This is a genomic window from Labrys sp. Lb11, assembly GCF_057554225.1.
Genome location: NZ_BAAJOT010000002.1, coordinates 1,007,433 through 1,021,317, shown reverse-complemented (window position 1 = coordinate 1,021,317; position 13,885 = coordinate 1,007,433). Strand labels below are relative to the sequence as shown.

13 protein-coding genes are annotated in these 13,885 nt (G+C 70.6%); all 13 read right to left on the bottom strand.

All coding sequences use genetic code 11. From position 1 onward, the window contains the following. Nucleotide 1: 1 nt before the first annotated feature. On the bottom strand, nt 2-1,066 hold the full coding sequence (locus AC27L4_RS09790) for an ABC transporter permease (RefSeq protein WP_487141899.1): 1,065 nt from the start codon (nt 1,064-1,066) through the stop codon (nt 2-4). Further along, the gene (locus AC27L4_RS09785; protein ID WP_487141898.1) at nt 1,063-2,625 is read right to left on the bottom strand and encodes a sugar ABC transporter ATP-binding protein; all 1,563 of its coding nucleotides are present in this window, start codon (nt 2,623-2,625) and stop codon (nt 1,063-1,065) included. Before AC27L4_RS09785 ends, AC27L4_RS09790 begins: the two co-directional genes overlap by 4 nt. After that, a complete protein-coding gene (locus tag AC27L4_RS09780; RefSeq protein WP_487141938.1) occupies nt 2,622-3,245 on the bottom strand; it encodes a DUF2291 family protein in 624 nt (207 codons plus the stop codon). Before AC27L4_RS09780 ends, AC27L4_RS09785 begins: the two co-directional genes overlap by 4 nt. Before the next feature lie 221 nt (nt 3,246-3,466). Then, nucleotides 3,467-4,408 carry a substrate-binding domain-containing protein gene (locus tag AC27L4_RS09775; RefSeq protein WP_487141897.1) on the bottom strand — a complete coding sequence of 314 codons (942 nt, stop codon included), beginning with the start codon at nt 4,406-4,408 and terminating at the stop codon, nt 3,467-3,469. Nucleotides 4,409-4,455: 47 nt separating this feature from the next. After that, nucleotides 4,456-5,283 carry a phosphogluconate dehydrogenase C-terminal domain-containing protein gene (locus tag AC27L4_RS09770; RefSeq protein ID WP_487141896.1) on the bottom strand — a complete coding sequence of 276 codons (828 nt, stop codon included), beginning with the start codon at nt 5,281-5,283 and terminating at the stop codon, nt 4,456-4,458. 257 nt (nt 5,284-5,540) lie between these two features. After that, on the bottom strand, nt 5,541-6,905 hold the full coding sequence (locus AC27L4_RS09765) for an aspartate aminotransferase family protein (protein ID WP_487141895.1): 1,365 nt from the start codon (nt 6,903-6,905) through the stop codon (nt 5,541-5,543). A 7-nt stretch (nt 6,906-6,912) separates the two neighbouring features. Next, nucleotides 6,913-8,301: an aspartate aminotransferase family protein gene (locus AC27L4_RS09760; protein ID WP_487141894.1), complete on the bottom strand. Its 1,389-nt coding sequence runs from the start codon at nt 8,299-8,301 to the stop codon at nt 6,913-6,915. 335 nt (nt 8,302-8,636) lie between these two features. Beyond that, on the bottom strand, nt 8,637-9,431 hold the full coding sequence (thiD, locus tag AC27L4_RS09755) for a bifunctional hydroxymethylpyrimidine kinase/phosphomethylpyrimidine kinase (protein WP_487141893.1): 795 nt from the start codon (nt 9,429-9,431) through the stop codon (nt 8,637-8,639). Continuing rightward, complete coding sequence (locus AC27L4_RS09750) at nt 9,428-10,024, bottom strand: thiamine phosphate synthase (protein WP_487141892.1); 597 nt, start codon at nt 10,022-10,024, stop codon at nt 9,428-9,430. The genes thiD and AC27L4_RS09750 overlap by 4 nt, the downstream gene beginning before the upstream one ends. Continuing rightward, the gene (locus tag AC27L4_RS09745; RefSeq protein ID WP_487141891.1) at nt 10,021-10,803 is read right to left on the bottom strand and encodes a thiazole synthase; all 783 of its coding nucleotides are present in this window, start codon (nt 10,801-10,803) and stop codon (nt 10,021-10,023) included. The genes AC27L4_RS09750 and AC27L4_RS09745 overlap by 4 nt, the downstream gene beginning before the upstream one ends. A 1-nt stretch (nt 10,804) precedes the next feature. Further along, the gene (gene thiS, locus AC27L4_RS09740; RefSeq protein ID WP_487141890.1) at nt 10,805-11,002 is read right to left on the bottom strand and encodes a sulfur carrier protein ThiS; all 198 of its coding nucleotides are present in this window, start codon (nt 11,000-11,002) and stop codon (nt 10,805-10,807) included. Next, complete coding sequence (thiO, locus tag AC27L4_RS09735) at nt 10,971-11,972, bottom strand: glycine oxidase ThiO (protein ID WP_487141889.1); 1,002 nt, start codon at nt 11,970-11,972, stop codon at nt 10,971-10,973. Before thiO ends, thiS begins: the two co-directional genes overlap by 32 nt. 5 nt (nt 11,973-11,977) lie before the next feature. Then, nucleotides 11,978-13,831 carry a phosphomethylpyrimidine synthase ThiC gene (gene thiC / locus AC27L4_RS09730; RefSeq protein WP_487141888.1) on the bottom strand — a complete coding sequence of 618 codons (1,854 nt, stop codon included), beginning with the start codon at nt 13,829-13,831 and terminating at the stop codon, nt 11,978-11,980. Nucleotides 13,832-13,885: the final 54 nt, after the last annotated feature.

Here is a 13,885-nt window from a genome sequence, read left to right as displayed (position 1 = left end):
CTCACCCCATCCTGGCGATCTGGCGCAGCGCCACGCGCTGCTGCAGCCGGCGCTGGGCCTGGTCGACGACGACGGCGACGATGATGACCAGGCCCTTGATCACCATCTGCCAGAAGGAGGAGACCCCCATCATCACCAGACCGTCGGAGAGGATGCCGATGACGAAGGCGCCGACGATGGTGCCGCCGATGGTGCCGCGCCCGCCCGACATGGAGGTGCCGCCGAGCACCGCCGCGGCGATGGCGTTGAGCTCGAAGCTTTCGCCGGTGGCGGGGTGGGCGGCCATCAGCTCGGAGGAGATGATCAGGCCGACGATCGCCGCGCTGAAGCCGGAAAACATGTAGACGAACATCTTGACCCGGGCGACGCGGATGCCGGAGAGGCCGGCGGCGCGCTCGTTGCCGCCGACCGCGAAGATATGGCGGCCGAGCGGCGTGCAGCGGGCGACATAGGCGGCCACCAGCGCCACAACGGCCAGGATCCAGATCGAGAGCGGCAGGCCGAGGAAGCGGCCGGCACCGAGGATGTCGTAGCCGGTGGTGCCGAGATCCGGGCGTCCGACCAGGTTGGGGAAGGTGCGCCCGTCCGAGGACAGCAGCGCCAGGCCGCGGCAGACATAGAGCGTGCCGAGCGTGGCGATGAACGGCGCGACGTTGAGCCTGGTGATCAGGAGGCCGTTGACGGCGCCGATGGCGACGCCGATGCCGAGCGTGATCAGCACCACCTCGACCACGTTGAAATAGACGGTGTAGCCGATCGGCAGCTCCAGCCCGTTGAGGATCAGGCCGCCGGCCACCATGCCGCTGAGGCCGACGATCGAGCCGACCGACAGGTCGATGCCGCCGGTGACGATGACGAAGGTCATGCCCATGGCCAGGAAGGCATTGAGGGCGACGTGCTTCGACATCAGGATCAGGTTGGCGCTGCTCAGGAAGTTCGGCGCCGCGAAGGAGAAGAAGATCAGCACGGCGAAGAGCGCGATGAAGGTGCGCAGCTTCATCAGGCTGAGCGCCAGGGAGCCGCCGGCGGGGGGGCGCTGCGTCTGGGTGTCCTGCGCGGCTGTCATGGCTGCTGTTCCCTGGAATGCGAGGGGCCGGCCGGGCCGTGGCCCTGGGCGGAGGCGGCGACGACCAGCGCCTCCGTCGCTTCGGCGCGGTCGTAGAGGGCCGTCAGCCGGCCGTTGCTCATCACCGCGATGCGGTCGGAGAGCGACATCACCTCCTCGAGGTCGGAGGTGACGAACAGAATGCCGAGGCCCTGGGCTGCCAGGCGGCGCATGGTGCGGAACACGTCGGCCTTGGCGCCGACGTCGATGCCGCGGCTCGGCTCGTCCATCAGCAGCACCTTCGGCCCGGTCATCAGCGCCTTGCCGATCACCACCTTCTGCTGGTTGCCGCCGGAGAGCGAGGTGACCTCCAGCGCCGGGTCGGCGACCTTGATCGACAGGTCGCGGATGGCGGCGTCGATCGCCTGCCGTTCGCGGTCGGCGCGGATGTGGAAGCCGCCGGCAAGGAACTTCGACAGGCTCGCCATGGTCAGGTTGGCCGCGACCGGGAGCATGGTGACCAGTCCCTCGCGCTGGCGGTCCTCGGGAATCAGCGCCAGGCCGCGCCGGATGCGGCCGGTGACGTCGGCCTCGGCCACCGGCTTGCCGTCGATGAGGATGCGGCCGGTGGCGTGGCGGTGCCGGCCCATGATGCAGTCGAAGAGCTCGCTGCGGCCGGCGCCCATCAGCCCGTAGACGCCGAGGATCTCGCCGCGGCGCAGCGACAGCGAGACGTGGTCGACGGCGAGGCCCCCGGCCGGGCGCGGCAGGCAGATGTCCTCGGCCCTGAACACCTCCGCGCCGATGGCATGCTCCTGCGGCTTGGCGAAATCCTTGGCGTCCGAGCCGATCATCTGCCGAACGATCCACGGCACGTCGATGTCGGCGACGCGCTCGTGCCCGGTGATGCGGCCGTCGCGCAGCACGGTGATGTGGTCGCCGATGCGGATCAGCTCCTCGAGCCGGTGCGAGATGTAGACGATGGCGACGCCGCGGGCCTTGAGGTCGGCTATGACGCGGAACAGGATCTCGACCTCGGCGGCGCTGAGGGCCGAGGTCGGCTCGTCCATGATCAGGATGCGCGCATCCTGCGCCACCGCCTTGGCGATCTCGACCAGCTGCTGCTGGCCGATGCGCAGATCCTCCACCGGGGTGCGCGGATCGATGCCCGTCTCCAGCCGCTCCAGGAGCTCGGCCGCCCGCCGCTCCTGCCCGCGATGGTCGATGCCGCGGATGTCGCGGGTGATCTCGCGGGCGGCGAAGATGTTCTCGGCGACCGAGAGGTTGCCGAACAGGTTGAGCTCCTGGAACACCATGCCGATGCCATGGCGCACCGCCTCGCCCGGATTGGGGAAGACGACGGGCTTGCCGTCGAGCAGGATGCGGCCCGCCGTCGGCTGCTCGACGCCGGCGATGATCTTCATCAGCGTCGACTTGCCGGCGCCGTTCTCGCCGACGAGGACATTGACCGCGCCGCGGCGAACGTCGAAATCGGCATGCTTGACCGCGACGGTGCCGGAATAGACTTTCGACACGCCCTCCAGCCGCAGGACGACGTCATCGGTGACGGCGGCGGTCATGACGTCGGCCCGAGCGTGATCTCGGCCGGGGTCACCAGCGGCGGTTCGCCGGACCCGGGCGCCTGGAAGACGCCGAGGACGGTGACCGACCGGCCGACGAGGCCGTCGCGCGGCAGCTTCGACAGGCTGTCGCGGTCGACATGCTGGTTGAAGGCCTTGCCGAAGCGGGCGAAGTCGGTCTGGTTGGAGAAGTCGTTGAAGGAGACGAAGTCGAGGGCGTCGCGCAGCGCCGTGCCGCGGATCACCGGGCCGATCTGCACCGTGGCGTCGGGCTTGCTGTCGCCGTCGGTGTCGACGCCGATGGTCGCGGCCCGTGTGCCGGTGTCGGCGGCGACGATGCGGCCCTCGATCTTCGCCGCATAGGTCCAGGGCGCGGAGGCCTGCTCGCGGTGGCCGTAGCGCTTGCCGGCCTCGTCGGACGCCGAGCGGACCAGGGCGATCACCTCCGGGAACGGCCCGGCCCTGGCGGCAAGCGCCGGGAGGGCCTTGGTGTCCCAGACGTCGGCGACCATCCGGTCGGGATCGAAAGCCGCGGCCTGGCTCTGCTGGGCCTTGACCTCGGCCGTGGGCACGATCTTGCAGGCTGCGAGCGCCAGGCCGGCGGCGGCCACGAGGGCCAGCGTTCCGACCCTGGCGGCTCGCTGCGAGCCGCCGGCCAGCAGCCCTCGTCGAGGCAAGGCTTCGTGTCGCGGTTCCTGCAGGGCGATCGGAATCGCGCGCTGGAACTGCGACAGCAGGCGCAGGGCGCCGCGGCCGGCGGATTGGGACTGGTGCACCGTTTCGCTCCCTCGCCCATGGTCCGGCCCCGCGGTCGCCCCGGGGCCGGCATGGCTCGCGCCCGTCAGTTGGTGAGCGCGAAGGTTTCGAGCTTGCCGGCATTGTCGCCGGTGACCAGGACGCAGTCCATCAGCTGCTTCTCCTGGGCCGGGCCCTTGCCGGTCTTGATGAAGGCGTCGGCCTGCTCCACCGCCATCTGCGCCTGGGCATAGGCGGGCTGCAGCACGGTGGCCTTGATGCCGCCCTGCTTGATCGAGTCGCGCACGTCGTTGGAGCCGTCGAAGCCGACGACGATCACGTCCTTGCGGCCGGCCGCGGCGAGGGCGGCGTAGGCGCCCATGGCCATGGTGTCGTTGCCGGCGATGACGCCCTTGATGTCCGGGTTCGCCTGCAGGATGGTCTCCATCTTGGCGTAGGCTTCCGGCTGGCTCCAGTTGGCCGACTGCTGCGCCACCATCTTCATGTCGGGATAGTCGTCGATGACGTCGTGGTAGCCCTTGGAGCGGACGCCGGCATTGGTGTCGGACTCCTTGCCGACAAGCTCGACATAGTTGCCCTTCTCGCCCATCAGCTTGACGAACTCCTGCGCGCCGAGCTGGGCGCCCTGGTAGTTGTTCGAGACGATCTGGGCGACCGCGACGCCGGTGGCGCTGATCTCGCGGTCGATCAGGAAGGAGGGGACCTTGGCGTCCTTGGCCTTCTTGACGGCGGCGACGCTGGCGTCGGCGCCGGCGTTGTCGAGGATGATCGCCTTGGCGCCGCGGGCGATGGCGGTGTCGACCAGCTCGGACTGCTTGTTGGCGTCGTCGTCATGCACCAGCACGAGCGTGTCGTAGCCGAGCGCCTTGGCCTTGGCGGCGGCGCCGTCCGCCTCCGCCTTGAAGAAGGGGTTGTCGTGCGAGGGGGTGATGATGGCGATCAGGTCCGCCGCCATGGCGCCGGCGGCCGATCCGAGCGTCAGGGCGCCGGCGAAGGCGGCGCCGAGCAGCAGGCGTTTCAAGGTCATGGTCGTCCTCCCGTTGTCGTTCTTGCGGATCCGGCTTGCCCGGCCGGTCAGGTGATGCGGCGGATGCTCTCGGCGATCTCGGCGGGCTCGAACACCTTCTTCCAATCGGAGCGCATCAGCGCCGGCTTGCCGAAGGTGATGGCCTTGTTGCAGGCGTCGGAGAACACGCCCTCGACCTCCTTGAAGATCACGGCGCCGAGCACGTTCATGTGGCCGAGCAGGAAGTCGCGCGCCGCCTCGGCGGGCACGCCGCGGGCCACGACCTCGTCCATGGCCTCGCGCATCACGTCGAGCAGCGTGGCGCAGACCGTCTCGGACAGGCCGGGCTCGAGCAGGGCCATCTGCTCGACCGTGACGCGGTGCGAGCGCATCACCGGCGCCCAGATCACCTTGGCGATCTCCTCGCCGAGGGCATAGGCGCTTTCCGGGCCCTGCATCAGGGCGCTGACGATGTGCTGCTTGGCGGCGATGCCGCCGAAATGGTCGCGCCGCGCCGCCAGCTCCGTCTCATCGTTGAAGATCGGCGGATGGCAGGGGTGGGTGACGAAATAGGTGAGGTCGGGACGCTCGGGCAGATGGCCGGCGAAGGGCGCGGCCGCATCGAGGGCGATGACCATGGTCCCGGCTTCGAGCTTCGGGGCGATGCCGGCCGCGACCTTGCCGATCAGCGTGTCCGGCACGGCGAGGATCACCACTTCGGCGCCGTCGAGCGCCGCATCCGGCGTGACGCAGTCGAGGCCGAGCCCATCCTTCAGCCGCTGGCGGCCGGCTTCGCCGACCTCGACGTGGCGGACCGCGAAGCGGGATCCTTGGAGGTTTTTGGCCAGGCGGTAGCCCATCTTTCCGCCCGCGCCGAAGAGTGCGATCGCCGTCATGGACTGTCCCGTCTCCCTAAGCGCCGAGAATGTCCTGCCAGTTACATCGAACTGGTATGATGAGTCAATCAGTATTCCTCCATCTCAGCATGATGGCGCGATCAGCAGGCAAGGCTGCGCCGCCGGCGCCGGTCGGCCCGTCGGGGAGGTCGTGGAATGGACAGCAAGGGAATGATCGCAGAGACGCCGGCCGGTCCCTCCGCGGGGAGGAGCCGGCCGGCGTCGATGGATCAGGTCGCGGGCCGGAGAGCGGCCCGTCAGGGTTTCACGAGCTCGCCCACGACATCCGCGAAGGCGCGGACCAGGGCGCCGACATCGGCGGGCGACGTCGCCGGCGAGACCAGCATCATGTTGTGGAAGGGGGCGATCAGCACGCCGCGATTGAGCAGGCCGAGATGGACGGCCCGCTCCAGCGCGGCGATGTGGGTCGCCTCCGCCTCGGTGCCGTTGCGCAGCGGCTCCGCCGAGAAGATGAACTCGACCCGGGCGCCGACCCGCGCCACGTGCCAGGGCAGGCCCGCTCGCCGGATCACCGCCGCGAGACCGGCGTCGAGCTCGGCGGCGAGGCGTTCCATGTGGGCATAGGCCGCCTCGGTCATCACCTCGGTCAGGGTGGCGTGCATGGCGGCGAGGGCCAGCGCATTGGCCGAGAGGGTGGTGCCCATGCCGGAATAGCCGGGCGAGGCCGCCCGCGCCGCGTCGAGGCGCCGGGCCACTTCGTCCGAAAAGCCCCAGACCGAGGCGGGGACGCCGCCGGCCACCGGCTTGCCGAGCACGAACAGGTCCGGCTCCAGGCCGTATCGCCCGGTGTAGCCGCCCGGGCCGGTGGAGATGGTGTGGGTCTCGTCGATCAGGAGCAGCGTGCCGGCCGCCCGGGTCAGGCGCCGCAGGGCGTTGTGGAAGCCGGGCTCGGGCTGCACCATGGCCGAGTTGGTCAGCACCGGCTCGGTGATGACGCAAGCGACGTCCCCGGCCTTGAGCGCCCGCTCGAGCGCCGGCACATCGTTGAACTCGACGATGGCCGTGTTGGCGGTGAGGTCGACGAACTGGCCGAGGACGCCGGGCCTGAGCGCCGGCCGGCCGTCGACCAGCCGCACGAAGGTCTCGTCGACCGAGCCGTGATAGCAGCCGTTGAACACCAGGATCCTCGGCCGGCCGGTGACGGCGCGGGCGACGCGCAGGGCGAAGCGGTTGGCGTCGGTCGCCGTGGTCGCCACCTGCCAGTGCGGCAGGCCGAAGCGCTCGGCCAGCAGCCGGCCGATCCCGGCGGCCTCGGGCGTCGGCAGCATATAGGTCAGGCCGCGGCCGGCCTGCGCGGCGACGGCGCGCGCCACCGGCTCGGGCGAATGGCCGAACATCGAGCCGGTGTCGCCGAGGCAGAAATCGGCGAGGCGATGGCCGTCGACATCGGTGATCGAGGCGCCGCAGGCCTCGGCCACCGCCATGGGGAACGGTGTCGGCCAGTCGCGCATCCAGTGCATCGGCACGCCGTCGTAGAAGCCGTCCGCCAGCCTTGCCGCCAGCGCCCGGGACTGTGGCCGCGCCGCGGCGAAACGCGCGCTCTCGGCGGCATGGAAGGCCGCGGCGCGCGCGGCGGCGATGCCGGCGAGGATCTGCGGCATGAGCTCCTCAGACATAGCCGCGCCGTTTCACCTCGCCCCAGGCATCGTCCAGCGTCTTGCGGGCGATGCGGACGAGTTCGTCGACTTCCTCATGGCTGATCACCAGCGGCGGGGCGATGATCATCACGTCGCGGGTGGCGCGCATCACCAGGCCGTTCTGGAAGGAATAGTCGCGGGTGATCGTGCCGACCGTGCCGATCTCGACCGGCCAGGCGGCGCGCGTCGCCTTGTTCGGGGTGAGCTCCAGCGCCCCGATCAGGCCGATCATGCGCGCCTCGCCCACCATCGGGTGGTCGGCGAGGCCGAGCCACTGCCTCTGCATGTAGGGGCCGATGTCGTCATGCACGCGCTCGACGATCTTCTCCTGCCGCAGGATGCGCAGATTGGCGATGGCGGCGGCGCAGGCGGCGGGATGGCCGGAATAGGTGTAGCCGTGGTTGAAGTCGCCGGCGTTGGCGATGACGTCGGCGACCTTGTCGGACACCATGACGCCGCCGATCGGCAGGTAGCCGGACGACAGGCCCTTGGCCATGGCCATGATGTCGGGCTCGTAGCCGAAATGCTGGCAGCCGAACCATTCGCCGGTGCGTCCGAAGCCGCAGATCACCTCGTCGGAGATCAGCAGGATGTCGCGCTCGCGGCAGATGCGCTGGATCTCCGGCCAATAAGTGGCGGGCGGGATGATGACGCCGCCGGCGCCCTGCACCGGCTCGCCGATGAAGGCGGCGACCTTGTCGGCGCCGATCTCGTCGATGGTGCGCTCCAGCTCCCGGGCGGCCCACAGGCCGAACTCTTCCGGCGACCTGTCGCCGCCCTCGCCGTACCAGTAGGGCTGGGCGATATGGACGATGCCGGGGATCGGCAGGCCGCCCTGGGCATGCATCGGCGCCATGCCGCCGAGCGAGGCGCCGCCCATGGTCGAGCCGTGATAGCCGTTCCGACGCGAGATGATGACGCTCTTGGCCGGCTTGTCCTGCGCCGCCCAGTAATGGCGCACCATGCGGATGATGGTGTCGTTGGATTCGGAGCCCGAGCCGGTGAAGAACACCCGGCCGAACTGCGGCGGCGTCACCTCCGCCAGCAGGCGCGACAGCTCGATCGCCGGCAGGTGCGTGGTCTTGAAGAAGGTGTTGTAGAAGGGCAGCTCGCGCATCTGCGCCGCCACCGCCTCGATGATCTCCTCGCGGCCGTAGCCGACATTGACGTTCCACAGCCCCGACATGCCGTCGATGATCTCGTTGCCGTCGGAGTCCCACAGATGCACGCCCTTGGACTTGACGATGACCCGCGCGCCCTCGGCGTTGAGGCCCTTGGTGTCGGTGAAGGGATGCATGTGGTGCGCGGCGTCGATGGCGCGCAGCTGGGCAGTCGACAGGTTGGTCTGGTGCAGGCTCATGATCCGGCGCTTTCGGGGAAAAAGACTGGCCTGATTTTGTGATCACAAAATCAGGAAGTCAAGCCGGGGGGCGCGGGCCTGTCGGCTTTGCTTGCGGCCGTGCGAGACGCCACGGTTCCGCTCTCACCGCGACGCCAGCGTCTTCCCTCCCCCTTGCGGGGAGGGATAAAGGGTGGGGGTCCAACAGGATAGGACGCGCCCTACGCCAACGACCCCCAACCCCCAACCCCTTACCCCTCCCCGCAAGGGAGAGGGGAGCGGTCGGCGTCGCGCCCGAAGCTGTTATCCGCGAATGGACCCTGAGGAATCGCCGCGCGCGGCCGATCGCCGGCCCGCTACCACCAGTCGACGAAGTGATGCACCGGGCCATGACCGCGGCCGATCCTGAGGTCACGGCCGGCGGCGAGGGCGCGGGTGAGATAGGCCTTGGCGGCGGCGATGGCGGGCGCCAGCGCCAGCCCGCGGGCCAGGCCGGCGGCGATCGCGGCCGAGAGGGTGCAGCCGGTGCCGTGCAGGGCGTCGGTCTCGATCCAGTCGGCGGCGAAGCGCTCGACGCCGTCGGCGGTGACCAGGATGTCGACGGCCCGCGCCAGCCCGGCATGGCCGCCCTTGACCAGCACCGCCCGCGGCCCGAGCGCCAGCAATTGGGCGCCCTGGCGGATCATGGCCTCCTCGCCGGCGGCGATGCCGGTCCCGGTGAGGGCGGCCGCCTCGGCGAGGTTGGGGGTGAGGCAGGCGGCCAGCGGCAGCAGGCGGCGGCGCAGCGCCGCGGCCGCGGCCGGCGAGATCAGCCGGTGGCCGGAGGTGGCGATCATCACCGGATCGAGCACCAACGGCGCCGGGCTGCCCGCCAATGCGGCCGCGACGGCCTCGACCGCGGACGGGTTCGGCACCATGCCGATCTTGATCGCGCCGACGTCGCAATCCTCGATCACCGCCGCGACCTGGCCGGCGATGACGGCGGCCGGCACGGCGTGCACGGCGCGAACGCCCTGCGTGTTCTGCACGGTGACGGCGGTGATGGCGCTGGCGCCGTAGACGCCGAGAGCCGAAAACGTCTTGAGGTCGGCCTGGATGCCGGCGCCGCCGCCGGAATCGGAGCCGGCGATGGTGAGGGCGATCGCCGTCATCCGACAGCGGCGGCCCAGGCCCGCGCCCGTCCCTCCGGGTCGACATGGCCGACCACGTCGCTCACCACCGAGACGACGTCGGCGCCGGCGGCGAGGCACAGGGGCGCGCGCTCCAGGGTGATGCCGCCGATGGCGACCAGTGGGCGGGCGCCGACGAGGCGCCGCCAAGCGCCGATGCGCGCCAGTCCTTGCGGGCCGAAGCGCATCGCCTTCAGCGTCGTCGGATAGATCGGGCCGAGCGCGACATAGTCGGGATCGGTCGCGAGCGCCCGTTCGAGCTCGGCATGGTCGTGCGTGGAGACGCCGAGCCGGATGCCGCGGGCGCGGATCGCCGGCAGGTCGGCTTCGTCGAGGTCTTCCTGGCCGAGATGGACATAGTCGGCGCCGGTGTCGATGGCGACGCGCCAATGATCGTTGACGATCAGCTGGGCGCTGACGGCCGTGCAGGTCGCCAGCGCCGCCCGGACCTCGGCGAGGAGGGTGGGCTCGTCGCGGTCCTTGATGCGCAGCTGGATGAGCCGAGCCCCGGCCGGCACCAGCCGCGCCACCCAGGCGGCGCTGTCGACGATGGGGTAGAAGCGGGGCAGCGTCATCCCAGCATCGCCTTTCCGATCACGGGGGTCGAGGGGGCCGCCATGTCGCGCGGCGGCATCGGCTCGGCCAGGAAGGCGGCACGCCCGGCCTGGATCGCCCGGGCGAAGGCCTCGGCCATCGCCGGCGGCTTGCCGGCCCTGGCGACGGCGGTGTTGAGCAGGACGGCGTCGTAGCCGAGCTCCATGGCCGCAGCGGCATGGGAGGGCAGGCCGATGCCGGCGTCGACGATCAGCGGCACGCCGGGAAAATGCGCCCTGAGGCTGCGCAGGCCGTAGACGTTGTTGAGGCCGCGGCCGCTGCCGATCGGCGCCCCCCAGGGCATCAGCACCCGGCATCCCGCCTCCAGCAGCCGTTCGGCGACGACCAGATCCTCGGTGGTATAGGGAAAGACCTCGAAGCCGTCGGCGGCGAGGATGCGGGCGGCCTCGACCAGGCCGAACACGTCGGGCTGCAGCGTGTCGGTCTCGCCGATCACCTCCAGCTTGATCCAGGGCGTGCCGAAGACCTCGCGCGCCATCTCAGCCGTCGTCACCGCCTCCTTGACGGTGTGGCAGCCGGCCGTGTTGGGCAGGACCCGGACATCGAGGCCGCGCACGAAGCCCCAGAAGTCCTGGCCGCTGCGGCCGGCGAGGCCCTCGCGGCGCAGCGACACGGTGACGACGCCGGCCTGCGAGCGGCGCACCGCCTCGGCCAGGATGGCGGGCGAGGGATATTGGGCGGTGCCGAGCAGCAGGCGCGAGGCGAGCGACGTGCCGCAGAGATCGAAGGTGTCGGCCATGTCAGCCTCCCTGCATCGGGGCGAGAATCTCGACTGCGTCGCCCTCGGCGAGGCGCGTCCGCGGGCGTTCGGCAGAGCGGACGAAGTGGCCGTTCAGGGCCGTGGCCACCACGGCGCCGCCATAGCCGAGCGCCTCGAGCAGGGCCTCGAGGGTGGCGGCGGCCGAGTCATGCGCTTGCCCGTTGACGATGATGGTCATCGCGAGTCTCCGGAAGCGAGAGGACGGTGTCCGCCACCTGCCGCGCCATGGCGGGCGACAGCAGGAAGCCGTGGCGGAACAGGCCGTTGAGATGAAGGGTGCGGCCGCGCCGCACGATATGGGGCAGGTTGTCGGGGAAGGCCGGGCGGACGTCGGCGCCGATCTCGACGATCTCCGCCTCGGCGAAGGCCGGGTGGAGGGCATAAGCCGCGCCGAGCAGTTCCAGCGCCGCCCGCACCGTCGCCGGGCCGCGCCGGCTGCACTCGATCATGGTGGCGCCGATCATGAACAGGCCGTCGCCCCGCGGGACGACATAGAGCGGCAGGCGCGGATGCAGGAAGCGCACCGGTCGCGACAGGGTGACGTCGCGGCTGTGCACGAGCGCCATCTCCCCGCGCACGCCGCGCAGATCCGGCAGGAGATGGCGTGCGGCAAAGCCCCGGCAGTCGATGACGATGTCCGCCTCGGGCGGGGCCGCGTCCGCATCCACGCCGAAGCGGATCGGCACGCCGCGGGCCGTCAGCCGGTCGGCGAGCGAGGCCAGCGCCGCGCGTGGATCGAGGTGCGCTTCGCCGGCAAAGTAAAGTCCGTGCCGGAAGCGCCCGGCCAGGTCCGGCTCCAGCGCGGCGATCCCCGCCTCATCGACGCGCTCGTGCTCCGTGGTGCGCCGGGCGAAGCGGTCGAGCTCGACGGTGTCGCGGGCCGGGGCGACCACCAGCGTGCCGTGCTTGATGGTGCCGGCATGATGACGCGGCCACCAGGCCAGGGCTTGCCGGCCGAGGTCGGTCACCTCGGCCTCGGCGCTCTCGCGCTCGCACCAGGGCGCCAGCATGCCGCCGGCAGCCCAGGAGCAGGCGCCGGCACCGAGCTGCGGGCCCTGCTCCAGCACCTCGACCGGGACACCGCGCTCGGCGAGCTCGGTGGCGCTGGCAAGGCCGGCGACGCCGGCCCCGATCACCGTGACGCGCATCGCCGTCACTCCGCCGCCGGGACGTAGAGCGCGCCGCCGCCGTCCAGGAATTCGCGCGATTTCTGCGCCATGCCCGCACGGGCCTCGGCCTCCAGCGCCGCCGCCTCCTTGCGCAGCTCCTGGGTGATCTGCATCGAGCAGAATTTCGGGCCGCACATCGAGCAGAAATGCGCCACCTTGTGCACGTCCTTGGGCAGCGTCTCGTCGTGGAAGGCGCGGGCGGTGTCCGGATCGAGCGACAGGTTGAACTGGTCCTCCCAGCGGAAATCGAAGCGCGCGCGCGACAGGGCGTCGTCGCGCAGCTTCGCCGCCGGGTGGCCCTTGGCGAGGTCGGCGGCATGGGCCGCGATCTTGTAGGTGATGACGCCGGTCTTGACGTCGTCGCGGTCGGGCAGGCCGAGATGCTCCTTGGGCGTGACGTAGCAGAGCATCGCCGTGCCGAACCAGCCGATCATCGCCGCGCCGATGCCGGAGGTGATGTGGTCGTAGCCCGGTGCGATGTCGGTGGTCAGCGGACCGAGGGTGTAGAACGGCGCCTCGCCGCAGGCGGCGAGCTGCTTGTCCATGTTGGCCTTGATCTTGTGCATGGGCACATGCCCGGGGCCTTCGATCATCACCTGGCAGCCCTTGTCCCAGGCGATGCGGGTGAGCTCGCCCAGGGTCTCCAGCTCGGCGAACTGGGCGGCGTCGTTGGCATCGGCGATCGAGCCGGGGCGCAGTCCGTCCCCGAGCGAGAACGAGACGTCGTAGCGGCGCATGATGTCGCAGATCTCGTCGAAGCGCTCGTAGAGGAAGCTCTCCTGATGACGCGCCAGGCACCAGCGCGCCATGATCGAGCCGCCGCGCGAGACGATGCCGGTGACGCGCCGCGCGGTCAGCGGCACATGGGCGAGGCGCACGCCGGCATGGATGGTGAAATAGTCGACACCCTGCTCGGCCTGCTCGACCAGCGTGTCCTTGAACACCTCCCAGTCGAGCTTCACCGGATCGCCGCCGACCTTCTCCAGCGCCTGGTAGATCGGCACGGTGCCGATCGGCACCGGCGCGTTGCGGATGATCCAGGAGCGGATGTTGTGGATGTTGCGGCCGGTGGAGAGATCCATCACCGTGTCCGCGCCCCAGCGGATGGCCCAGACCAGCTTCTCCACCTCCTCGGCCACGCCCGAGGACAAGGCGGAATTGCCGATATTGGCGTTGACCTTGACCAGGAAGTTGCGGCCGATCGCCATCGGCTCGAGCTCGGGATGGTTGATGTTGGCGGGAATGATGGCCCGTCCGCGCGCCACCTCGTCGCGCACGAATTCCGGCGTGACGAAGGCGGGGATGGCGGCGCCGAAGCTTTCGCCGTCGCCGAGGCGCGCGCCGGCATCGGCAAGCGCCGCCTCGCGGCCGAGGTTCTCGCGATGGGCGACGTAGACCATTTCCTCGGTGACGATGCCGGCACGGGCGAACTCGTACTGGGTGACGAGGGCGCCCGCGCTGCCGGCGCGCAGGGTACGGCGGGCAGGGCAGGGCTCGACCAGCCGGTCGGCGCCGACATGGCCGTTGTCCTCCGGGCGCACGCCGCGCCCCGCCACCTCCGGAAAGCCGCGGGCGGCGATCCAGGCCTCGCGGACCGGAGGCAGGCCCCGGCCGAGGTCGATGGCGGCGGCCCCGTCGGTGTAGGGGCCGGATGAGTCATAGACCCGGAGGGCCGGCTCCTGCGGGTCCGATAGCACAATCTCGCGGAACGGGATGCGCAGGTCCGGTTGCGACTTCGGCGCCGCGTAGATCTTGCGCGAGCCGGCGACCGGGCCGGTGGTGACCGAGTCCGGGGCGGTGCGGATCTCTTTCTTCGGCGCGCGCATATGCGTGTTCATGGATCTCCTCCTGCAGCCAAGGAGATCCGGGTGTGACGATGTTGGGGATGGGCT